This window comes from Providencia rettgeri (assembly GCF_023205015.1).
GTDB lineage: Bacteria > Pseudomonadota > Gammaproteobacteria > Enterobacterales > Enterobacteriaceae > Providencia > Providencia rettgeri_E.
In genome coordinates, this window is sequence record NZ_CP096258.1 from 2,932,869 (window position 1) to 2,954,757 (window position 21,889).

At 39.7% G+C, this 21,889-nt stretch carries 22 protein-coding genes; 7 read left to right on the forward strand and 15 right to left on the reverse strand.

The features are described from left to right. Positions 1-21: 21 nt before the first annotated feature. Positions 22-504 (reverse strand): tRNA adenosine(34) deaminase TadA, encoded by a 483-nt coding sequence (gene tadA / locus M0M83_RS13335; RefSeq protein WP_248466723.1) that lies wholly within the window; start codon positions 502-504, stop codon positions 22-24. Between the two features lie 95 nt (positions 505-599). Then, positions 600-1,247: a leucine efflux protein LeuE gene (leuE, locus tag M0M83_RS13340; RefSeq protein WP_248466724.1), complete on the reverse strand. Its 648-nt coding sequence runs from the start codon at positions 1,245-1,247 to the stop codon at positions 600-602. A 184-nt stretch (positions 1,248-1,431) separates the two neighbouring features. Between leuE and M0M83_RS13345 the strand changes: the two genes are divergently transcribed. Both M0M83_RS13345 and M0M83_RS13350 read left to right on the forward strand, forming a co-directional pair. Beyond that, entirely contained in the window at positions 1,432-1,881 is a 450-nt protein-coding gene (locus M0M83_RS13345) for an XRE family transcriptional regulator (RefSeq protein WP_102137513.1), read from the forward strand. Positions 1,882-2,400: 519 nt separating this feature from the next. Further along, entirely contained in the window at positions 2,401-2,661 is a 261-nt protein-coding gene (locus M0M83_RS13350; protein ID WP_036959019.1) for a YfhL family 4Fe-4S dicluster ferredoxin, read from the forward strand. An 87-nt stretch (positions 2,662-2,748) separates the two neighbouring features. Here the strand turns inward: M0M83_RS13350 and acpS are convergent, their stop codons facing one another. The 11 genes from acpS to rpoE all read right to left on the reverse strand — a co-directional run bounded on the left by acpS (position 2,749) and on the right by rpoE (position 12,655). Beyond that, entirely contained in the window at positions 2,749-3,135 is a 387-nt protein-coding gene (gene acpS / locus M0M83_RS13355) for a holo-ACP synthase (RefSeq protein ID WP_125892246.1), read from the reverse strand. Next, positions 3,135-3,866 carry a pyridoxine 5'-phosphate synthase gene (gene pdxJ / locus M0M83_RS13360; protein ID WP_213913156.1) on the reverse strand — a complete coding sequence of 244 codons (732 nt, stop codon included), beginning with the start codon at positions 3,864-3,866 and terminating at the stop codon, positions 3,135-3,137. Before pdxJ ends, acpS begins: the two co-directional genes overlap by 1 nt. A 287-nt stretch (positions 3,867-4,153) precedes the next feature. Further along, positions 4,154-4,882, reverse strand: a complete 729-nt coding sequence (gene recO / locus M0M83_RS13365) for a DNA repair protein RecO (RefSeq protein ID WP_248466725.1) — start codon at positions 4,880-4,882, stop codon at positions 4,154-4,156. Positions 4,883-4,893: 11 nt separating this feature from the next. Beyond that, positions 4,894-5,802, reverse strand: coding sequence for a GTPase Era (gene era / locus M0M83_RS13370; protein ID WP_125892252.1), 909 nt, complete (start codon positions 5,800-5,802; stop codon positions 4,894-4,896). Then, positions 5,799-6,479, reverse strand: a complete 681-nt coding sequence (gene rnc, locus M0M83_RS13375) for a ribonuclease III (RefSeq protein ID WP_102137508.1) — start codon at positions 6,477-6,479, stop codon at positions 5,799-5,801. The genes era and rnc overlap by 4 nt, the downstream gene beginning before the upstream one ends. A gap of 302 nt (positions 6,480-6,781) precedes the next feature. Next, positions 6,782-7,747 carry a signal peptidase I gene (gene lepB, locus M0M83_RS13380; protein ID WP_125892254.1) on the reverse strand — a complete coding sequence of 322 codons (966 nt, stop codon included), beginning with the start codon at positions 7,745-7,747 and terminating at the stop codon, positions 6,782-6,784. Between the two features lie 17 nt (positions 7,748-7,764). Next, positions 7,765-9,558 carry a translation elongation factor 4 gene (gene lepA / locus M0M83_RS13385; RefSeq protein WP_213913233.1) on the reverse strand — a complete coding sequence of 598 codons (1,794 nt, stop codon included), beginning with the start codon at positions 9,556-9,558 and terminating at the stop codon, positions 7,765-7,767. A 418-nt stretch (positions 9,559-9,976) separates the two neighbouring features. Further along, the gene (rseC, locus tag M0M83_RS13390; protein ID WP_125892256.1) at positions 9,977-10,441 is read right to left on the reverse strand and encodes a SoxR-reducing system protein RseC; all 465 of its coding nucleotides are present in this window, start codon (positions 10,439-10,441) and stop codon (positions 9,977-9,979) included. 3 nt (positions 10,442-10,444) lie between these two features. Then, positions 10,445-11,395, reverse strand: coding sequence for a sigma-E factor regulatory protein RseB (rseB, locus tag M0M83_RS13395; RefSeq protein WP_125892258.1), 951 nt, complete (start codon positions 11,393-11,395; stop codon positions 10,445-10,447). Continuing rightward, positions 11,395-12,018, reverse strand: coding sequence for an anti-sigma-E factor RseA (gene rseA / locus M0M83_RS13400; RefSeq protein ID WP_213913154.1), 624 nt, complete (start codon positions 12,016-12,018; stop codon positions 11,395-11,397). The genes rseB and rseA overlap by 1 nt, the downstream gene beginning before the upstream one ends. Positions 12,019-12,076: 58 nt before the next feature. Beyond that, entirely contained in the window at positions 12,077-12,655 is a 579-nt protein-coding gene (gene rpoE, locus M0M83_RS13405; RefSeq protein ID WP_004264984.1) for an RNA polymerase sigma factor RpoE, read from the reverse strand. Positions 12,656-13,049: 394 nt separating this feature from the next. Here rpoE and nadB point away from each other — a divergent pair, with 394 nt between their 5' ends. Further along, positions 13,050-14,645: an L-aspartate oxidase gene (gene nadB, locus M0M83_RS13410; protein ID WP_248466726.1), complete on the forward strand. Its 1,596-nt coding sequence runs from the start codon at positions 13,050-13,052 to the stop codon at positions 14,643-14,645. A 30-nt stretch (positions 14,646-14,675) separates the two neighbouring features. Here nadB and trmN read toward each other — a convergent pair whose 3' ends face one another. Further along, on the reverse strand, positions 14,676-15,410 hold the full coding sequence (trmN, locus tag M0M83_RS13415; RefSeq protein ID WP_248466727.1) for a tRNA(1)(Val) (adenine(37)-N(6))-methyltransferase TrmN: 735 nt from the start codon (positions 15,408-15,410) through the stop codon (positions 14,676-14,678). A gap of 157 nt (positions 15,411-15,567) precedes the next feature. Here trmN and M0M83_RS13420 point away from each other — a divergent pair, with 157 nt between their 5' ends. The 4 genes from M0M83_RS13420 (at position 15,568) to srmB (ending at position 20,348) form a co-directional block, all read left to right on the forward strand. After that, positions 15,568-16,299: an IclR family transcriptional regulator gene (locus M0M83_RS13420; protein WP_213913152.1), complete on the forward strand. Its 732-nt coding sequence runs from the start codon at positions 15,568-15,570 to the stop codon at positions 16,297-16,299. A gap of 2 nt (positions 16,300-16,301) precedes the next feature. Next, positions 16,302-17,219: a formimidoylglutamase gene (gene hutG / locus M0M83_RS13425; RefSeq protein ID WP_125892266.1), complete on the forward strand. Its 918-nt coding sequence runs from the start codon at positions 16,302-16,304 to the stop codon at positions 17,217-17,219. A gap of 397 nt (positions 17,220-17,616) precedes the next feature. Next, entirely contained in the window at positions 17,617-18,822 is a 1,206-nt protein-coding gene (gene gltS, locus M0M83_RS13430; RefSeq protein ID WP_125892268.1) for a sodium/glutamate symporter, read from the forward strand. Positions 18,823-19,010: 188 nt separating this feature from the next. Beyond that, the gene (srmB, locus tag M0M83_RS13435) at positions 19,011-20,348 is read left to right on the forward strand and encodes an ATP-dependent RNA helicase SrmB (protein WP_248466728.1); all 1,338 of its coding nucleotides are present in this window, start codon (positions 19,011-19,013) and stop codon (positions 20,346-20,348) included. Positions 20,349-20,380: 32 nt separating this feature from the next. Here srmB and M0M83_RS13440 read toward each other — a convergent pair whose 3' ends face one another. After that, complete coding sequence (locus tag M0M83_RS13440; RefSeq protein WP_248466729.1) at positions 20,381-21,826, reverse strand: ankyrin repeat domain-containing protein; 1,446 nt, start codon at positions 21,824-21,826, stop codon at positions 20,381-20,383. Positions 21,827-21,889 lie beyond the last annotated feature (63 nt).

Sequence of the window (21,889 nt, forward strand, 5' to 3'; positions counted from 1 at the left end):
GGAGCGCTAAAATTTACCCTATTAGCGCTTTTGTTCTTTTTTTTGGGCTCTACGCAGCTTAAAAAAAGCACTCAGCATTGAAGAACATTGCTGCTCTAGAACACCACCAGTAACATCCACATAATGATTTAACCCTGCTTGTCCCATGATATCTAGGTAAGAACCACAAGCTCCCGTTTTAAAGTCCTTAGCTCCATAAACTACACGGCTAATACGGCTGTGGATCATTGCACCTGCACACATAATACAAGGCTCTAAGGTGACATATAAGGTGGTATCTAATAACCGATAATTTGACAGCTCATGCCCTGCTTGTTGTAAAGCCATAATCTCAGCATGTGCTGTCGGATTATGATCAACAATAGAGCGGTTCCAACCCGAAGCAATCAAATGGTTATCTTTCACTAAGAGCGCACCGACAGGAATTTCTCCAAGATCTTGTGCTTTTAGCGCAAGTTCAATGGCTTGTTGCATCCAATACTCATCAATTTCTATTTGTGTCACTCTTACCTCTAACCAATGCGTTTACACGTGATTATCCTTAAATGTTAGAATGACCGCAATTAAAATGCTTTTGCTTTTATAATAACAGCCTAATTTTAATTGCTGAAAATCGCTAACTTAGCTGCAAACCCCATAAAAAACGCACCTACCGTACAATTTCCAAGCTTTGCAAGGAGTTGTTTTTCACGTAAAAAACGGGCTATCAAGTAACCACTAAAAATCAATAAGCTTAAGTATAAAAAACTAACTAATTCTAGAATAGTTGCCAGTACAAGATAAGGCACCCATGCATGAGAGTAATTAAAATCAACAAATTGTATAAAGAAAGAAATATAAAATAAAATTGCTTTTGGGTTTGTTAAGCTAAGTACAAGGGCACGAGTAAAATGTTTTTCTGTTTTGATTGAGATAGTCTCAATGCCGTCTTTATTCGCTTTTTTACGCATAAATGTGCTATATAAAATTTTACCACCTAAATATAGCAGGTAAGCTGCACCTAAATAGCGTACTATCATAAATAGTGTTGGAGATGCTTTTATCACTGATGCGACACCGATAAATGATAGGAAAATTAATATCGCATCCCCAGTAAATACCCCTAGAGCAGCTCGATAGCCAAACCGTGTACCGCTCGATGTACTTGTTTTTAATACATATAATGAATTAGGTCCAGGTACAATAATGATTAATACAAGCCCTGCCAAATAAGTCCAGAAGTTAAGAACCCCAAGATTTTCGAACATACTTTTAACCCTTTATCTTTTTTATTATTTTTATCATAACTTTCAATCTTTGTGAATATTTATTCTATTAATTAGATGTATGAAATGAACTAATAATAAAGATTATTTTAAATCTAACTTATTTATTTATGATAACTAGGCAATCACATTATTATTCATTATTAACATTAGAAGGAATAAATATATGGCTATCATTAGACGTTTAGTACAAGATGGTTCATTTGAAGAGTTTTATCCAACAACAATGACCTTCAGCGCTGCAAAGCGTAATTATTTTTTAGGTCACTCAAAAGATAAAACTTACGTTGTATATTCCATGGCTGAAAATGGTAAAATCGACCCAAATGCTCCTGCACAAAAAGGAAAATTAAGATCCTACCTTGGTAATATTCAAGCATTTTATGATACGGTAGAGAATAAACAATACTTATATGGATATAATTTAAGCGAAAAAATCGTTGAGTTATATGAAATCGATGATAAAGCAGGTATAAAACTACTCTATGTTGATGAATTTACTGTTGGAAGTACGATTCAATCAGCAACTCTGTTTATTGCTAATGGCCTCATTCATATATTTAGCCAAGCTGAAAAAGATAAAAGCTGGAGAACTCATAGCTATAGTATCATATAATATCAGCGTTATATTTTATGAACATTTAAATTAGTGCCCAAGGGGCATTTTGCCCCTTATTTAAAATAACTAATTTAAAATTATATTTTTATAATGAGATTAATAACAATCATAACCACAGGAGGAGTCTTAGTATAAAAAACACCATTAATAATTAAATTAACAATCTTTATTTCACATATCTAAATTCAAATTTTCAGTATAAGTGTATTTACATTCTCGTCTAAATTTATATTATTATATTTTAACTTACTGATTGTTATAAATCAGAAAGTAACTACCCGGATATCACTAAAACAATAAAAAACACCAATATTTTAAAATAAAAAAATTGATAACCAAAAAACAAAAATTTATCGTTTAAATGATATAAAACATCTACATTATGATTTTTGTTACTTTTTTCAAACTTTGAAGGTAAAATACACGGCATAAAAATATAAAAAACAAACGAAAGTAACGAATAGGTGCAAGGTATAAGTTACTAGTTTTTAACTTAATACAATGTAAGTAACTGATATGTCTTTATTAATTACAAAACGCTGTATCAATTGCGATATGTGCGAACCTGAGTGCCCAAATGATGCAATTTTTATGGGCGACGAAATTTATGAAATTGACTCAACCCTATGTACTGAATGTGTAGGCCATTACGACAAACCTACTTGCCAGTCTGTATGCCCAATTACTAATACGATCATCACTGACCCCCAACATATCGAGACTGAAGAACAGCTTTGGGATAAGTTTGTCGCCATTCACCATGCGGATAAAATTTAGGCTTAACTTCACTTATTTTTAATCATCCACCTAGTTACCCCTAAATGCTGCCAGTGACTTTTACTGGCAGCTCGATATAACATCAATTTAAGAATTACTTTCTATGATAACTGTCGCAGATGCATAATGCCGTTCATCGGTAATAGAAACATGGCAATGCGTGACTCTTAACCGATTCGCTAGCTCTAATGCCTCACCAGTTAAACTTAATAATGGTTTCCCCAATTTGTCATTGGTGACTTCAAATTGGTTAAAGGCTAAACCATTACGGATCCCAGTACCTAATGCTTTAGCTGCCGCTTCTTTCACAGCAAACCGTTTTGCTAAAAAACGAGCTGGCTTTGATTGCTGTTGATATTGGGCTAATTCAGTCTCAGTTAGAATTCTTTTCGCCAGACTATCACCGGTTCGTTCAAGCACCGACTCAATTCGAGCAATCTCAACAATATCCGTTCCTAATCCAACAATGGCCATTATTTACGTGCTTCTAATAAGATTTTTTTCATATCAGCAACGGCTTGGGCCAAACCACTAAACAAAGCTCGCCCAATAATTGCATGGCCAATATTAAGCTCATAAATTTCAGGCAACTGCGCAATACGTTGAACATTATGGTATGTTAAGCCGTGGCCTGCATTGACTTTAATGCCTTTACTTGCTGCGTACACGACGCCATCGCGAATACGACGAAATTCTAACTCTTGCTCTTGTTCTGACTTAGCATCAGCATAAGCTCCAGTGTGGATTTCAATAAATGGTGCGCCACACGCTTGAGCGGCATCAATTTGCTGATGATCCGCATCAATAAATAATGAAACGAGAATACCCGCGTCAGTTAGACGTTTTACAGCATCAGCCACTTTCTGCTTTTGACCCGCAACATCTAAACCGCCTTCAGTGGTAACTTCTTCACGCTTTTCTGGCACTAAACAGCAAAAAGTCGGTTTGATACGGCATGCAATTTCAACCATTTCCTCAGTTACTGCCATTTCAAGATTCATACGCGTTTGAATAGTTTCATTCAACAAAGTGATGTCTCTATCTGTAATATGGCGACGGTCCTCACGTAAGTGCACTGTAATACCGTCAGCGCCTGCTTGCTCCGCAACAAATGCAGCTTGTACAGGGTCTGGATATTGCGTTCCTCTTGCATTTCTAACCGTTGCAATATGGTCGATATTTACGCCTAACAAAAGCTCTGCCATTTTTTATTCCCCATTAATAAATGCTAATAAACTTATTTACCCACTATCCTACTGTAATTTTCTCTGTTGAGGGAATAAATCTCTCACCATTCGAAGCAAATTCCAATCCACACGCTCTGTTTCAGTATTTGAACTTTATTTTTGCGAAGCGCTTCGTAAGATTTTATATCGGCAAAAAATTAGCGTTGTCTGATTACGCTAATTCAGCTAAAAAGACACATGAGAAAAGGATTTATGGCAATGATAACGGCGTGACAAATTAGATAAAAATAAAATTAAAAACAGTGTTAACTCTGTTTGTTATGTTCAACGGGTGAATAAGTAAACTGACGAAATAATTCTCGGCCTTTTAAAGGTTTACCACCTAAATAAGGTTTTAATGCCAGCCGGGTAAAACGTTTTGCTGCTTTAAGCGTATCTGCGTCAGGAAATTCTTGACTCGCCAATGCTTTCAATTGTTTACCCGTAAAACTAAGTTGGTCAACAACCAAACTGCCAATGAACCCCTTTTCTTCTCTATAGCGGTAAGTCATTGTGTCAGAAACAGGTTCCCCGCTACCAGCACAATGTAAAAAATCAACACCATAACCAAGGTAAGAAAGCAAAGCTAATTCAAATCGACGCAATGCAAACTCGGGAGTGCGCTCACTTGCAGCCAGAATTTGTAAGCAGGAGAGGTAATCAAAAAATAGTGCAGAATATGGTGTACCAAATTCTAATACACGCGCGGTTAATTCATTAAGGTATAAACCGCTATATAGCACGGTACCTGTTAAAGGGAGGGCTAAAGATACGGGATCCGCATTAATTAAGGTTTTGATTTCACCTTTGCCACCCCAACGGATGAGCAAAGGTGTAAAGGGCTGTAAACTCCCCCTTAATGGTGAGCGATTACGGCGAGCGCCTTTTGCAAGTAAACGTATTTTTCCTTCACCTTCAGTAAAAAAATCGAGCAATAAACTCGTTTCACTGTAAGGCCTTGAATGGAGTACAAACGCACGCTGCCAACCACTCACTTTGCCACCTACTATTTTAGGTCGTCAACATAACCTAGGCTGCGTAATGCTCTTTCGTCATCAGCCCAACCAGATTTAACCTTAACCCAAAGCTCAAGGTGAACCTTGTTATCAAACATTCTTTCCATATCAATACGAGCTTCGGTACCAATAGTTTTCAGTTTGCTACCTTTGTTACCAATAACCATTTTCTTTTGGCCTTCACGCTCAACAAGAATTAAGCCATTGATATGGTAAATACCCGTATCAGTTACTTTAAATTGTTCAATTTCAACTGTAATTGAATATGGCAGTTCGTCACCTAAGAAACGCATGAGCTTTTCTCGGATAATTTCTGATGCCATAAAACGCTGCGAACGGTCAGTAATGTAATCTTCTGGAAAATGGTGCACTGCTTCAGGGATATGCTGTTTTACAATCTTAGCGATGGTATCAACACCTACACCTTTTTCTGCACTGATAGGAACAACATCCAAGAAATTCATTTTCTGGCTGATCATACCAATATGAGGAAGTAAAACCGTTTTATCAGTGACGTTGTCAATCTTATTAATCGCTAAGATCACAGGGCAACGTAAGCTAGATAGCTTGGTCAGTACCATCTCATCATCAGCGGTCCAATTCGTCCCTTCAACAACAAAAATAACTAATTCAACATCGCCAATTGAACTGGATGCAGCGCGGTTCATTAAACGGTTGATTGCACGTTTTTCTTCAATATGAAGTCCTGGGGTATCAACATAAATAATTTGATAGTTATCTTCTGTATGGATCCCCATAATACGATGGCGAGTCGTCTGTGGCTTTCTCGAAGTAATCGAAACTTTTTGCCCCAGTAATTGATTCAATAATGTCGATTTACCGACATTTGGCCGTCCAACTATGGCAACAAAACCACAGTGGGATTGTAATTCACTCATTCAAGCTCCAAAATTTTCAATGCTTGCTCTGCTGCTGCTTGCTCTGCTTTACGACGGCTTGAGCCAACACCATTAATCGGTTGGTCAATACCACTAACTTGGCAGTGGATCGTAAACTCTTGATCGTGAGCTTCACCTTTAACCTGAACAACCAAATAATTAGGTAGTGGTAAATGGCGCCCTTGCAGATATTCTTGTAACCTTGTTTTCGGGTCTTTTTGTTTATCACCCGGACTGATCTCAACCAGTCTACTTTGATACCAATCTAAAATAATTCTTTCGATCGTTTGGATATCACTATCTAAAAAAATACCACCGATCAGTGCTTCAACAGTATCAGCAAGGATAGATTCGCGACGAAAACCACCGCTTTTTAATTCCCCCGGCCCTAAACGTAAACATTCACCGAGTTCAAATTCGCGTGCGATTTCTGCTAATGTATTTCCGCGTACAAGCGTTGCTCGCATACGACTCATATCCCCCTCGTCTACCTTTGGAAAACGGTGGTATAAGTCATTTGCGATCACAAAACTCAAAATCGAGTCACCTAAAAATTCTAGACGCTCATTATGTTTGCTGCTTGCACTTCTATGTGTCAATGCTTGGATTAATAATTCGTTCTGTTTGAATTGATAACCAAGCTTACGCTGTAATCTTTCTAATAAAGAGGGGTTCATGTGCGCCCAACCATTTTTATTTGATAAAAAAGCACACGCAACAGACCTGTAAAATACCCCATTTTACAAAACTGTTGCGTTTGCACTGACACCTTATTTTCCCACATTTTTTGCAGCTCACTGGAACTAATTATAAAAAACTATTAGTTACAATAAGTTAAAATGGGAGAGTTAATAATTGAGGAGCCAATAATATTAATTAATTTATATTGTACACTGGGTAAAACAATAATGCTTCGGATAATGCAGGTTTTCAAACGAAAACCTGCATTTTCAACATTTCGCTAAACCAACTAATCAAATTATAGTGGACCAATTCGACTAAAGCGTACACCCGTCGGCCATTCGTTTTCTTGTTTATCTAAACTTAACCAAATAAATACCGCACGACCAACTAAATTTTCCTCCGGTACAAAGCCCCACATACGGCTGTCAGAGCTATTATCTCTGTTATCACCCATCATAAAGTAGTGCTTTTCAGGAACAATCCATTCATTCCTCGGCATGCCTGGTTGCAAATATTTTGCTTCAGTAATTGCTTGGCGAATAATAAGAATTTGATGCTCAACAGTATCTAATTTTTCGCTGCGCTCATACTGACGTAGCGCATTCCTTGGTAATGCTTGATCTAACGGAACTTCATAATTCCCTTTTTGGTTGTCAACAACAGAACCGATATCAAGGAACATTGTCCACTCACTCGGAGCCAGAGGGCCATAAACAATTGGCAGCTTCTCTGTACACTTGTTGTCAGCACAATTTGGGTAAATTGTTAGCTCTTTAGCATCCGGGTTATAAACAATTTTATCTCCCGGTAGACCAATAACACGCTTTACGAAATCCACGTTAGTATCTTTCGGATATTTAAATACCGCGATATCACCACGCTTTGGCTTACCCGTTTCAATGAGTGTCGTTTGGGTAATTGGATCTTTTAACCCATATGCAAATTTCTCTACCAACATAAAGTCACCAACTAACAACGTTGGCATCATTGACCCTGAAGGTATTTGAAATGGCTCATAAATAAATGAGCGCACAATCAATACAATCGCTAACACAGGGAAAATAGATGACCCTGTTTCAAGCCATGATGGACGGCGGACAGCATTTGCTACATCCGCTTCACTCACTGCGCCATTCGCTGCATCTTGTAACTGCTTGAGTTTTGCTTTACGTGCAGGTGCAAATTTAAACTTGTCTAAACACCATATAATCCCTGTGATTAATGTTGCCAGTGTTAGGATCAAGGCAAAGGTGTTCGCCATTGAGGCTCCTTGTAAACTTAGTCTTTACCAACGTGCAATATAGCAAGGAACGCTTCTTGTGGTAGCTCAACGTTACCAACCTGCTTCATACGTTTCTTACCATCCTTTTGCTTCTGCAACAGTTTTTTCTTACGACTAACGTCACCACCATAACACTTGGCGAGTACGTTTTTACGCAATTGTTTAACTGTAGAACGAGCAATAATGTGGTTACCAATCGCTGCTTGTATCGCAATATCAAACTGCTGACGAGGGATTAGCTCTTTCATTTTTTCAACCAGTTCACGACCACGATGTTGAGAGTTCGCACGGTGAGTGATCAAAGCCAACGCATCAACACGCTCATTGTTAATAAGAACATCAACACGCACCATGTCTGATGCTTGGAAGCGTTTAAATGCATAATCTAAAGATGCATATCCTCGAGAGGTTGATTTTAAGCGATCGAAGAAATCCAATACGACTTCTGCCATTGGGATTTCGTAAGTCAGCGATACTTGATTACCATGATAGACCATATTGGTCTGAACGCCACGTTTCTCAATACAAAGTGTAATAACGTTACCTAAATATTCTTTAGGCATCAGCATATGGCATTCTGCGATTGGTTCGCGTAATTCTTCAATATTGTTCAATGCTGGTAGCTTAGATGGGCTATCAACATACACGATATCACCGTTGGTTTGCTGCACTTCGTATACTACCGTGGGTGCAGTGGTAATCAAATCAAGGTCATATTCACGTTCTAAACGCTCTTGAATGATTTCCATGTGCAATAGGCCAAGGAAACCACAACGAAAACCGAAGCCTAGTGCAGTCGAAGTTTCTGGCTCATAGAATAAAGAGGCGTCATTTAGACTTAATTTACCTAACGCATCACGAAATGATTCATAATCATCAGAACTTACAGGGAATAACCCAGCGTAAACCTGTGGTTTAACCTTTTTAAACCCAGGCAATGCTTTATCCGCTGGATGACGAGCTCCCGTTAGCGTGTCACCGACTGGAGCTCCTGTAATATCTTTAATTGCACAAACCAACCAGCCTACTTCACCGCAATTCAAAACATCGCGATCAATTCGCTTGGGTGTAAAAATACCGAGACGGTCCGCGTTATACACTTGGCCAGTGCTCATGACTTTAATTTTATCGCCTTTTTTCAATGTTCCGTTCTTAATGCGGATCAATGAAACAACGCCTAAATAGTTATCAAACCATGAGTCAATGATGAGTGCTTGCAAAGGCGCATCTGCATTCCCAACAGGTGGTGGGATCTCTTTAACGAGGCGTTCAATTACATCTTGAACACCAATACCCGTTTTCGCAGAGCAGCGAACCGCATCATGTGCATCAAGACCAACAATATCTTCTATCTCATCAGCAACACGTTCAGGATCGGCAGCGGGTAAGTCAATTTTATTTAAGACTGGAACCACTTCTAAGTCCATTTCGATAGCGGTATAGCAGTTTGCCAAGGTTTGAGCTTCAACACCTTGCCCTGCATCAACCACCAGCAAAGCACCCTCACAGGCTGCTAATGAACGAGATACTTCATAAGAGAAGTCAACGTGACCCGGTGTGTCAATGAAGTTTAATTGGTAAGTTTCACCATCTGAAGCTTTATAATCAAGCGTCACGCTCTGTGCTTTAATAGTGATCCCACGCTCGCGCTCTAAGTCCATCGAGTCTAAAACTTGCGCTGCCATTTCGCGGTCGGTTAAACCACCACAAATTTGGATAATGCGGTCTGACAAGGTCGACTTACCGTGGTCGATATGAGCAATGATGGAAAAGTTTCTTATATTATTGATTTTCAAGGTAATATCTTCTTTTAAATTGCCTTACAAAATCAGTTTTGTGCAAATGTCGCAACAAAACTAAAATGCTATGATTATCACAAGATTGTTAATTAGCTGCATTTTACATATAAGAACCCGCTAACACAAAGATTCAATGTAAAACAACTGTAAACCTACATAAGGTAGGTAGGTTAGTCGCCCTAATTCAGTATAAATACGACTCACTTCAACCATTTTTATAGCCATAATCAATCTATTGTAATTTCTAACTCAAAACTGACAAAATATGTTAATGACCTATTTGTCATAATACTATATCTGTCATAATACTATTTGCCTGCTAACTAACTCTCATCCACAAAAAAGGGAAACATATGTTCCCCTTCTATTGATAATATCAAATTAACCTTCTAACTCAACATATTGAAATTTAGCAATTAATTTGCACTGAAAGCTCGTTTGGATGTAACCCAATCTGTAAAACGACGGGTTGAAAAGCTTCATCATCACGCCAATTTGATGCGAGTCTACGCGCGACATAAAAACCAATAATACCACCAATTACACCTGAAATCGCTATCCAGAGCTGCTCAAAATCAAACGCCTGCGCTAAGCCAGCAAAAATAAATAACCCGAAAATAGGCGTTAAATAAACTAATAGCGCTGAGCGAATTAAACTTCCTTCAGGAATACCGACTTCAACTTTTTGCCCCTCAACTAGCGGTTGCTCAATCGCAATTTCTAATTCATGTTCCGTATTTGGCCCTATTTTGCTTAAAGCATAAGAACCACAGGTTTTTCGAGCACTACAACTGCCACACCCGGACGAAGAACCATAGCGCAATAAAGCCCTACCGTTTTGCCAACGGACTACTGTTGCCCACTCTTTTACCATAATTTACTCCCGAAACTGAATACTACCTGCGACCATTTGTGCTGTTGCTAACGGTAATTCACCGATGATAGTGATGACATTTTGCTTTTGCGTCATTGTGTAAATAGTCCGACGCCCATTTTGAAGCGGTTGGTCAAGTAACGGGCCTTTAGTCGATTTTGTCACATTTACAGAAAAGGTAAATAAACCATCACTAAACATCGCGGTTTCTACTACGTCATCTTCCGCCAATTTTCGCGAAGATCGAGATATTTCTTCAAAACCTGGAGGTAACATGCCCACTTGCCATTTAAAAGAAGGATTTCCATTTGTAGGGGAAATCAATAATGGTGGCATATTTACCTTACTTAATGTGAGTAATGAATCCTTCACTGTTTGGCTATCTAGCACCGTCGAGATAACACGAAATTGTTCTAATGTTTGGCTATTATTATCGAGAAGGTCAATACGTAATGGCAATTTCGTTTCTTCGTCGATTAATACTACATAGTTAAACCGAGAGTTGTCTTTCGATATTATGCGAATTACTAATGCGGGCCTATCGCCAATGTGGGTACGCCCTGCATCAATAAAGTTATAATAAGGCTTAATCTGTTGATAATTGGCAAAAACTACTGACGGTAAGTTATCAACTATATATTTGCCGTTTAAGCTAAAAGCATCAAAACCAGGTTCAAAATAACTGATTTTATTTCCCTTTTGTACAATTTCACGGCGCGATGAGTCCATTTGGATCATTTGTGAAACAGGCTCACCATTGATGACTGCATGACGATAACGTACTGGTGTTATTGATTGCGGGCTGAATGTCATATAAGACATTTCGTAAGAAAGGTTCTGGGCAGCATTTCCCATTTCTTTAAAAAGAACATCGGCATCTAGTTCAGATGCCGAAGCTTGATTAGAAATAATCAGGCTGCCCGTCAGGCAGATGACGGATAACCATTTATTCATTATTGCAATTTAACTCCTGCTGAAGACGCAGGTTGTGCAGACTCTTGATATTGCTGGTTAAGCATCGAGCGTCTTTCAATTTCATATTGTTGAAGCATCGCATTAATACGTTGATTTTGTTGTTCAACTTGTTGAATTTGCTGCTCATTACCAAATAATTGGTTATCTGAGATATTCAAGCTAACTGGCGCCCCACTACCGACAGGGATCGTGTTGAACATTGGCTCGTCAACAGGAGAGTCAACAGCAGTACTTTGGTTATATTGTTGAACACCAACAATCACGGCCAAAGATACACACGCTGCAACACCAATTTGAGTCAACTGGCTCGCCCAAGGACGAATTTTGCCCCAGAATGGGAAAGCCCCCCAAGTCGCAGGCTCTGGCTGCGATTCGACAACTACCTGAGGATTAATACGCACAGCTTCATTCTCTAATGCTGCCGCAACTTTACTTGCAATATCAAAGTGCATGACTTCACTAGTATCGTTACGTAGAGTATCACGAATAAGATGATAGCTCTCCCAACGTTGTTTTAACGTTGAATCACGTGAAATAGCGTTGACCAGTTCTAAGTCTAGTACTTCGCCATCCATCATTGCGGAAAGTTTCTCTCTTTGCATGCCCAATTACCTTCAGTTAATTGCATCACAATTATATTTAATTGACTGATTTAACATATTAATACTGTTGAATCAGTGGTTGAACTTTATTGTCAATTGCTTCCCTTGCCCTAAAAATCCGAGAACGTACGGTGCCAACTGGGCAATCCATTATTTCTGCGATTTCTTCGTAGCTCAAACCATCTAACTCACGAAGCGTAATTGCCATTCTGAGGTCTTCAGGCAGCGATTCGATGGTTCGGAAAACAACTTTCTTTAATTCATCAGACAACATTAAGTTCTCTGGGTTCGAAATTTCTTTTAAGGCACCTGCGGTTTCAAAGTTTTCTGCATCACTCGCTTCCAAGTCCGACGCAGGTGGGCGTCTATCTTGGGCAACTAAATAATTTTTAGCTGTATTTACCGCAATCCGATAAAGCCAAGTATAAAATGCGCTGTCACCACGAAATGAACCAATGGCACGATAAGCTTTTATAAATGACTCCTGTGCAACATCAGGCACATCCGCTTGCGGTACATAGCGGGATACTAGGCTCGCGACTTTATGCTGATATTTTATCACCAATAAGTTGAAAGCTTGTTGATCGCCTTTCTGTACCTTTTCAACCAAAATCTGGTCGGTCAGTTGCTCGCTCATTCCAGGAAATATCTCCCGAATTCAGGCCGATAATATGTTAACTTGATCATGTTCTCCCTTCCTAAAGCAAGCACTACTTTGAGTAGTAGAACTCGTTGAAGTTCAATTTAATCTAAAAAAATAGTCAAAAATTTACAAAACCGATAAAAAAATTACTTAGATGATCTTAAAGATCCTTATTAAAACAAATGCCTATAATAATCTTACTGACTCATAAGACAGCATACAGATTTTAAATATGAATGCGATAGCTATCACAGTAAAACCATTTGAATACGTAAATAGCGCTAGGTCAATATACTGTGTCTTAACAACCATCCACTAATAGCAATAGGACACTCGATAGGCTAACATAAAAAACTCAATACATACTATTATATACATGCAAACACTTATGAACGGATCCACACAGCATTACACTGATATTTTAATCATTGGGAGTGGTGTCGCAGGACTTTCAGCTGCCTTACGGCTCGCCCCTTTTCATCAAGTGACCATTCTCAGTAAAAGCAGCCTCAGCGAAGGGGCATCTTATTACGCGCAAGGCGGTATTGCCGCTGTTTTTGATGACACAGACAGCATCGAATCCCATGTTGAAGATACCCTAATTGCTGGTGCAGGTATCTGTCAAAAAGAAGCGGTTGAGTTTATTGCCTCCAATGCGAAACATTGCGTACAGTGGCTTATCGACCAAGGGGTTTTATTCGATACTGAAGTTACCGAGAACGGCGAAACACAGTATCATTTAACTCGTGAAGGTGGTCACAGCCATCGCCGGATCTTACATCATGCCGATGCGACAGGAAAAGAAGTTGAAACCACCTTAGTCGATCTTGCTTTTGCCCATCCCAACATTCATATTAAAGAACGTTATAATGCCGTCGACCTTATCCTTTCCAATGCGTCTGAATCACCACGAATTTTAGGCGCTTACGTTTGGAACCGCCACAAAGAACAAGTTGAAACTATTCGAGCGAAAACAATTGTACTCGCCACAGGTGGGGCGGCGAAAGTTTATCAATATACCACAAATCCAGATATTTCTTCTGGTGATGGCATCGCAATGGCATGGCGAGCTGGCTGCCGTGTTGCTAACCTTGAATTTAATCAATTCCACCCGACTTGTTTGTTTCACCCACAAGCACGTAATTTTTTATTAACCGAAGCATTACGTGGTGAGGGGGCTTACCTCAAGCGCCCTGATGGAAGCCGGTTTATGCCCGATCACGACGATCGTGGTGAACTTGCTCCTCGCGATGTTGTTGCACGAGCTATTGACCATGAAATGAAGCGTCTTGGGGCTGATTGCATGTATTTAGACATCAGCCATAAGCCTAGCGATTTCGTTAAAAATCATTTTCCAACGATTTATGCGAAATTGATGACGTTAGGGCTCGATCTGACCAAAGAGCCCATCCCTATCGTTCCTGCAGCCCATTATACCTGCGGTGGTGTTATTGTAGATGAAGCTGGTATGACTGATATCACGAATCTCTATGCAATTGGCGAAGTTAGCTACACCGGCTTGCACGGTGCAAACCGTATGGCTTCCAATTCGCTATTAGAATGCTTGGTATACGGCTGGGCGGCAGCAGAAAACATTAATAAAACGATCAAACAAATCGATGAAATTCCCTATTTATCTGAATGGGATGAAAGCAGAGTACATAATTCAGATGAACAGGTTGTTATTCAACATAACTGGCATGAATTGCGTCTATTCATGTGGGATTATATGGGGATCGTAAGAACCACGAAGCGCCTTGAACGCGCACTGCGTCGCATCCATCTATTGCAGCAAGAGATTCATGACTACTATGCTAATTTCCGTATTTCAAATAACTTACTTGAATTACGTAACTTAGTTCAAGTCGCTGAGTTAATGGTTCGCTGTGCATTAGAACGCAAAGAGAGCCGTGGGTTACATTACACCTTAGATTACCCAGAACCACTTCATAATTCAGGTCCCACTATTTTAAAACCTGAATAACATGAGCTAGAGCCGGCCTTTGAGCCGGCTTTAATATTTCACATAAAATGGCTGAATGAGTTTACGAAATTCATCGGTATACTCACCCTTTTCATCTTTGAGTGCCAGCGATGTCACTTGTGTTTGTGTCTCTTGCAGTTGAATGCCCAATAGCATGCGATGGTAGACCGTTGTAGGTTTATCACTAACATTGACGCGAAAAGCGGTAAACCAACCTGAATTCTCAGCCATCTTCTGCATTTTTTCACCAACTCCATAGGGCAGCACTAAGCAAAATAGTCCATGAGCAGCCAGGCAAGCTTTCGCACTTTCAAGTAAAACATCATGTGTTAGCGTCGATGTATATCTTGCTTGGTCTCTTTTTTCATCTCGACACGCAACCGCAGGTTCAAAGTAAGGCGGATTACTGACAATTAAATCATATTGCGCTGCAGATGATTGGCTGTAGCTCACAATGTCTTGGTTGATAACCTGTAAACGATCCACCCATGGTGATTCAATAAAATTTTCTTGTGCTTGCGATGCAGCACTACTATCTAATTCAACGGCATCAACACGTAATATTACATTTCTCTGTGCTAGCATCAACGCGATTAACCCACTACCGCTACCGATATCTAATGCAGACTGGATCCCCTCTACAGGAGCCCAAGCGCCCAATAGCACACCATCCGTTCCCACTTTCATCGCACATCGGTCATGAGCCACAAAAAACTGTTTAAACGTAAAACCGCCTTTGCGGTAATTCTTTTCTTGCTTACACATTCAGGCACTCTATTGGTTAATATTTATTCGACCATTCTCATTTTAAGCAGATAAAAGTCATAATTTAACCTATTTGCTACAATATAATTCTCATATTATGAGAATTATATTTGAGACGGAAAAAATTTACTGATAAGTTCGAAAAAAAGGAGATGCCATGAACAGTATAAATAGAACCTTAGACATCTTGTCTTACATTACAACTTGCGCCTCTCCGGTGACACCACAGTCTATTTCCTCAGCGCTAGACATCCCATTATCAACCGTTTATCGGCTACTGACAATTCTCATAGATTGGGAATTTGTATCTCACGCAAAACAATACGGTACATATTGCGTCGGTTCGCAGAGTATCAAAAATCAAGAAAAATACTATCACCACAGTTTATTGATGAGCGCCTCTAAACAAGAGCTACAAACTTTAGCGAAAAAAACCCAAGAAACCGTGGCGATTATCACCTCAAATATACGGGAAACCATTTGTGTCGACATGATTGAGAGTGAACAAGCACTACGCTGCTCTTTTATTATTGGCCGCGGTAATACCTTAATCAAAGGTGCAAGTGCGAAAACGCTGTTAGCTTTTCGTCATGAACAATACCAAAACCAAGTATTTGAGGCTCATGCAAAACAATTAACTACTGAGCAACAAAAATTGAAACTACAACAAGATTTACAAAAGATACGCCAACAAGGTTACGGCGTGTCTGTAAGTGAAATCGATGAAGGCGTACTGGGTGTCTCTGCCCCGATTTTCAAAGGGAATGATGTATTAGCCGTCGTTTCAGTTATGGCACCTGAATTTCGTTCTACACATCGCGTGGATGAGTTTATCACGCACACCAGCCAAACCGCGCATAACATCACTAAACTCATTAACTTGGAGTAATTATGACACAACCTTTCCAATGGCAAGGGCGCACAGATGGTGAAACACAAGAACACTTGCGCATCCACCAAGTCATGAACAAACACACACCCGCCAAATTTGCATTAATTGGTTTTGCCTCTGATGAAGGCGTCCGACGCAATAAAGGCCGCCAAGGCGCTAAAGCAGGCCCTGATGCAATTCGTCATCAGCTGGCAGGGTTACCTATTCATCAACCACTTGCAATCAAAGACGTTGGTACAATCCGCTGTGATGATGGCAATTTAGAAGCTGCACAGCGCTGTTTATCCGACCAACTTATTGCTCTCCTCGCTGATAACCAAAAGCCGATTGTCCTTGGCGGTGGTCATGAAGTTGCATTCGCAAGCTTCCAAGGTTTGTTTGACTATGTTGAACAGTATCAAGCGGGTAAAACGATTGGTATTATCAACTTTGATGCACATTTTGACTTACGCGAAGCCCCTGTCGCCACATCTGGCACCCCATTTTTACAATCTGCCATCTTGTGTCAGCAGCACCAGCGCCCTTTCCAATATTTATGTTTAGGCATCGCTGATCATGGCAATACAAAAGTCCTATTCGACACCGCAGATAAATTGGGTTGCCAATATATCCGCGATAAAGAATTAGCTTACTCTAAGCTTCCTCAAGTAATTGAAAAGATTAAAAACTTCATTGACGATGTAGACTATTTATATGTCACCGTTGATTTAGATGTATTCTCTGCTGCTATCGCACCGGGCGTGAGTGCGCCTGCACCAAAAGGCATTTCCACTGAAATTTTTGATGAACTGTTTGCCATTATCAAGCACAGCCAAAAAATTGCTGTTTTTGATATCGCAGAATGCAACCCTGAATTTGATATTGACAACCATACTGCCAAACTCGCGGCTTATTTGATTTACCAATACTTATTTTAATAAAACAACACAACAACTCGACTGATAAATACACTGTTTCTCACGCTGTTAAGATAATTAATTTTCAAACACCACAATAAAAATAGCTTTGAAGTTGATTATCAAACTAGCCGTAGCGCAATAACTTAATGGTTTTTAACTATTGAATTTCGCGTTACAGCTAGGCGGCAAGTGACGTTATCCCTAGGAGCATACAAAAGTATGTGACTAGGGTAACGGAGCGCGGCCAACAACGCTGTAGCGCAATAACTTAATGGTTTTTAACTATTGAATTTCGCGTTACAGCTAGGCGGCAAGTGACGTTATCCCTAGGAGCATACAAAAGTATGTGACTAGGGTAACGGAGCGCGGCCAACAACGCTGTAGCGTGAAAGACAACAGTTAAAAAGGGAAAAATATGATTCTACACCTCGACACACTCTCAACCCTCTTCCTAACGGTGATCTGCCTACTCATGGGGATCCACTTAAAAAAACGCATCGAATGGCTACAGCGCTTTTGTATCCCTTCTCCCGTCATTGGTGGTTTTCTCGTTAGTCTGATTATTTGGGGGCTTAAATCATTTAACTTAGCCGAAATCAACTTTGATACAAGTTTACAAACCTTTTTAATGGTCGCTTTCTTTACGACTATTGGTATTGATGGCAGCTTCCGCATCTTAAAAAGTGGCGGCCGGTTACTCTTTATCTACCTGTTTATCTGCTGGTTTGTCGTTATCTTCCAAGACACCTTTGGTGCAGGCCTTGCGCATTTACTCGGTGTTGACCCCGTTATTGGTATCATGGCTGGTGGTGTTTCACTTACTGGGGGCCATGGCGGTGCGGCTGCCTTTGGTGGAATGGCTGAAGGCCTTGGTGTGCAATCTGCAACAGTTGCAGCAATTGCCGCGGCAACTTTTGGACTAATTACAGGAAGCTTACTTGGCGGCCCTATAGCCACGTTCTTAATTAAGAAATTTAACGTTCAGATTAAAGCAGATGAAAACGTTGAGCGAGTTCAAGTTCCTGAAACTATTGCAGGAAAAATTGAATCTATCGATGCTCACGCTTTTTTAAAAATGTTAGCGCTCGTCTTAGGGATTATGGTCATCGGTCAACTCGCTTCAGCGCAATTTACCAAGGCAACCGGGTTTTCACTACCCAGCTATGTTGGGGCAATGATCATTGCAATTGTGATCCGCAATATTAATGACCAAGTAGAATTGTTCCGTATCAACCAAAAATCCGTTGACCTTATCTCTGAAGTTTCACTTGGCCTATTTTTAACGATGGCCATGATGTCATTGAAAATATGGGAACTAAAAGCGGTTGCTTTGCCATTATTCACCATCCTATTGGCACAAGTCATTATTTTAATTCTATTAGTTGTCTTTGTCATTTTCCGCTTATTAGGCAAAAACTACGACGCTGCAGTAATGTGTGCCGGTTTAATGGGACACGGTTTAGGGGCGACACCAAATGCAATGGCAAATATGTCCTCTGTATGTGAACGCTACAAACAAGTTTCAATGAAAGCTTTCATGATTGTGCCACTCAGTGGTGCGGTACTCATTGACTTAGTGGGTATTCCTTATCACACATGGTTAATTAATATACTAAGCTAGCGATGCATGAAGGAGGAGAAACTCGCCCTCCTCCTTCAATTATTTATCTTCTCTATATTTCACTCATATCCATAGATATATCACTCCCTGTCCGTAGTGAAAACAGTTACACTTGAGCAAAGCTGATTTTTTCAGGTGAACAATTTTGCTAACCTGTTTATAATCAGCGCCCCAAATAGAGGTATATCATGACTGCATCCACTTTTACTGAACTAGAACTTGATGAAAGCCTAATAGATGCGCTTTCAGATAAAGGCTATCAACGTCCAACCGCGATTCAAGCGGCAGCAATTCCTGCTGCAATGGATGGCCGCGATGTATTAGGTTCAGCCCCGACAGGAACAGGTAAAACCGCAGCGTTTTTACTGCCTGCGATCCAACATTTGCTTGATTTCCCAAGAAAGAAATCAGGGCCGCCTCGCGTTCTAGTTGTCACGCCGACTCGTGAATTAGCTATGCAGGTTGCTGACCAAGCAAAAGAACTATGCGCCCATAATCACTTAGACATCGCAACAATCACGGGTGGTGTTGCTTATATGAATCACGCTGAAGTTTTCAGCGAAAATCAAGATATTGTCGTCGCAACAACAGGCCGTCTACTCCAATATATTAAAGAAGAAAACTTTGACTGCCGTGCCGTTGAAATTTTGATCCTTGATGAAGCTGACCGCATGCTCGACATGGGGTTTGCCAATGATATAGAAACAATTGCTGGTGAAACACGCTGGCGCAAGCAAACCATGCTATTTTCTGCCACTCTTGAAGGCGAAGCTATTCGTGACTTTGCTGAGCGCTTATTAGAAGACCCAATTGAAATTGACGCTGACCCTTCTCGTCGTGAGCGTAAAAAAATTCAGCAATTTCATTACCGAGCTGACACACTAGAACATAAAACAGCCTTACTGTGCCATTTGTTAAAACAAGATGAAGTCACCAAAGCTATCGTCTTTGTGCGTAAGCGTGAGCGTTTGCGTGAATTAGTCCAATGGTTACGTGAAGCGGGTATCGAACCTTGTTATCTTGAAGGTGAAATGCCACAGGCTAAGCGTAATGAAGCGGTACGTCGCCTAGTTGATGGCCAAGTTAAAGTACTCGTTGCAACCGATGTGGCTTCTCGTGGTTTAGATATCGAAAACGTTAGCCATGTTTTTAACTTTGACTTACCTAGAACTGCAGATGTGTATTTGCACCGTATTGGCCGTACCGGCCGAGCGGGCCGTAAAGGAACTGCAATTTCCTTGGTCGAAGCGCATGATTTCCCTTTATTTGGTAAAATTACTCGTTATATTGAAGAGCCTATCAAGATCCGTGTTGTTGATTCTTTACGTCCAACAACTAAAGCTCCTTCAGACGCGATGTTAAATAAACCAAAACCATCGAAGAAAGTGCTTGCTAAGCGTAAAGAAAAGAAAAAAGAAGAACAAGCCAAGAAAAAAGAAAAAGTACGCCATCGCGACAAGAAAAATATTGGGAAACGTCGTACTCCGGCTAGCCATTCCGTATCAATAGATAACGACAAAAGCTAGTCACTAAAAACGGGTTTAGGCCCGTTTTTTATTTAGCTCATCATTTGAAAAGCTTTATCTCGCATTTGTTTGCCTTCAGGCGTTAATAAATCATATTTAATAATATGGTTACCAAGTATATCCTTACAATCTAAGCCTTTATTATTTTTAATACGCCAATCAGCCCCATTCTCCAATAATAATGCGGCAACATCGAGAGCATGACTATTTAAAGCATCATGTAAAGGAGTATTCCCTAAACTGTCTCTCATATTAACTGTTAATCCATTTTTTAATAACAGTTGTGACTGTACAAAACAACCATTTTGCGCCGCTAAATGTAAAATACTTTTTTGTTCTCTTGATTGAAACATTTTAATTGATTGGCCATAACGGGATTCAATTAAAATTTTCATAAATTGCCCATTAGCTGTTCTCACTGAGTGCTGAGCAAGAAAATTAATGTCGCAAGGTTTATGGTCTAATGATAAAAGTGCTGAAAACTCAGTTACATTTCCTTTTTTCATTGCATTTTCACAACACTCTTGCCAACTTACTTCTTGTTTTTTTTCTTTAGTGGGAAAAATTTCCAGTGGTATTTCTTGTATTTTATTATATTCACCTGTAATTGCATTCCAATTATTCCATGGTTTATGTTTGCACATAACCCTAATAATCTTAAGCATTGAATGAGCTATAAAACTTCTTGTTAATAAACGGGTGGGTAACCAATTTTTCCAAGAGCTATGTTCGCTATAAGCCATTTTAATACAATTTCCCAACGCAGAAGGGATTGGTAAAGAGTTTTGCAATCTATCAAGCCAGTCATATTGCACCGTGTAATAGCGTATCAACCCTTCTTGTGCAATTTTTTCAGCAACGTGATAATCAATCCCAATATTATTAATAGTGTTTTTTGCCAATCCAGCAGGAGTGAATGCAATACAGGGCGATTGACTTGCTAACGCTGCAATTGATGCCAACCCTCCACCTAATGAATGCCCTGTACAGATCGTATTTCCATTTACTGCATTGGATAAAATATTCATCAAACCAACGGCTTGAAAATATTGAGAATCATAAAGACCAAGACCTTGACGAATATTACTGTAAAAATCGATAATATCATTAGTACCAGCAAAACAAAGAATATATAAATCATTAAACCGACAGATATTAGCCTGAAACCCTGTTTGGCCGTCATTCAATAATTCAGCGTTAATCCCAAGATCATAAACCTCTTTATTATTTAACCTTTGAACCCCCTGTATATACCGCCAATCTTTATCATAGGCCCCCTGAGATAATAAAGCTAAAATATAATCACTTTGTTGTGCATGCCCCCCTAAAAAATCTTCTCTTACTACATCTTTAGGCCATAGTTCTGTTGTGCAAGGTTTAACCGCTTGGTGCTGATGCCGTAAATAAATATTTAAGTTTTCTCTAACAAAAAAATATTCATCTTTTTTTGTTAGTGTTTGTTGTGTAGATAATGACATGAGTTCTCCCTAACAAGTATATTTGTTGGAAGAATATTGAAATACAAATAACCAAGGTGGGAA

Coding starts and splice junctions, on each gene's coding strand:
- leuE (WP_248466724.1), bottom strand. CDS start 1,247: ATGTTCGAAAATCTTGGGGTTCTTAACTTCTGGACTTATTTGGCAGGG.
- M0M83_RS13345 (WP_102137513.1), top strand. CDS start 1,432: ATGGCTATCATTAGACGTTTAGTACAAGATGGTTCATTTGAAGAGTTT.
- M0M83_RS13350 (WP_036959019.1), top strand. CDS start 2,401: ATGTCTTTATTAATTACAAAACGCTGTATCAATTGCGATATGTGCGAA.
- acpS (WP_125892246.1), bottom strand. CDS start 3,135: ATGGCCATTGTTGGATTAGGAACGGATATTGTTGAGATTGCTCGAATT.
- pdxJ (WP_213913156.1), bottom strand. CDS start 3,866: ATGGCAGAGCTTTTGTTAGGCGTAAATATCGACCATATTGCAACGGTT.
- era (WP_125892252.1), bottom strand. CDS start 5,802: ATGAGTGAATTACAATCCCACTGTGGTTTTGTTGCCATAGTTGGACGG.
- rnc (WP_102137508.1), bottom strand. CDS start 6,479: ATGAACCCCTCTTTATTAGAAAGATTACAGCGTAAGCTTGGTTATCAA.
- lepB (WP_125892254.1), bottom strand. CDS start 7,747: ATGGCGAACACCTTTGCCTTGATCCTAACACTGGCAACATTAATCACA.
- rseC (WP_125892256.1), bottom strand. CDS start 10,441: ATGGTAAAAGAGTGGGCAACAGTAGTCCGTTGGCAAAACGGTAGGGCT.
- rseB (WP_125892258.1), bottom strand. CDS start 11,395: ATGAATAAATGGTTATCCGTCATCTGCCTGACGGGCAGCCTGATTATT.
- rseA (WP_213913154.1), bottom strand. CDS start 12,018: ATGCAAAGAGAGAAACTTTCCGCAATGATGGATGGCGAAGTACTAGAC.
- rpoE (WP_004264984.1), bottom strand. CDS start 12,655: ATGAGCGAGCAACTGACCGACCAGATTTTGGTTGAAAAGGTACAGAAA.
- nadB (WP_248466726.1), top strand. CDS start 13,050: ATGAACGGATCCACACAGCATTACACTGATATTTTAATCATTGGGAGT.
- trmN (WP_248466727.1), bottom strand. CDS start 15,410: ATGTGTAAGCAAGAAAAGAATTACCGCAAAGGCGGTTTTACGTTTAAA.
- M0M83_RS13420 (WP_213913152.1), top strand. CDS start 15,568: ATGAACAGTATAAATAGAACCTTAGACATCTTGTCTTACATTACAACT.
- hutG (WP_125892266.1), top strand. CDS start 16,302: ATGACACAACCTTTCCAATGGCAAGGGCGCACAGATGGTGAAACACAA.
- gltS (WP_125892268.1), top strand. CDS start 17,617: ATGATTCTACACCTCGACACACTCTCAACCCTCTTCCTAACGGTGATC.
- srmB (WP_248466728.1), top strand. CDS start 19,011: ATGACTGCATCCACTTTTACTGAACTAGAACTTGATGAAAGCCTAATA.
- M0M83_RS13440 (WP_248466729.1), bottom strand. CDS start 21,826: ATGTCATTATCTACACAACAAACACTAACAAAAAAAGATGAATATTTT.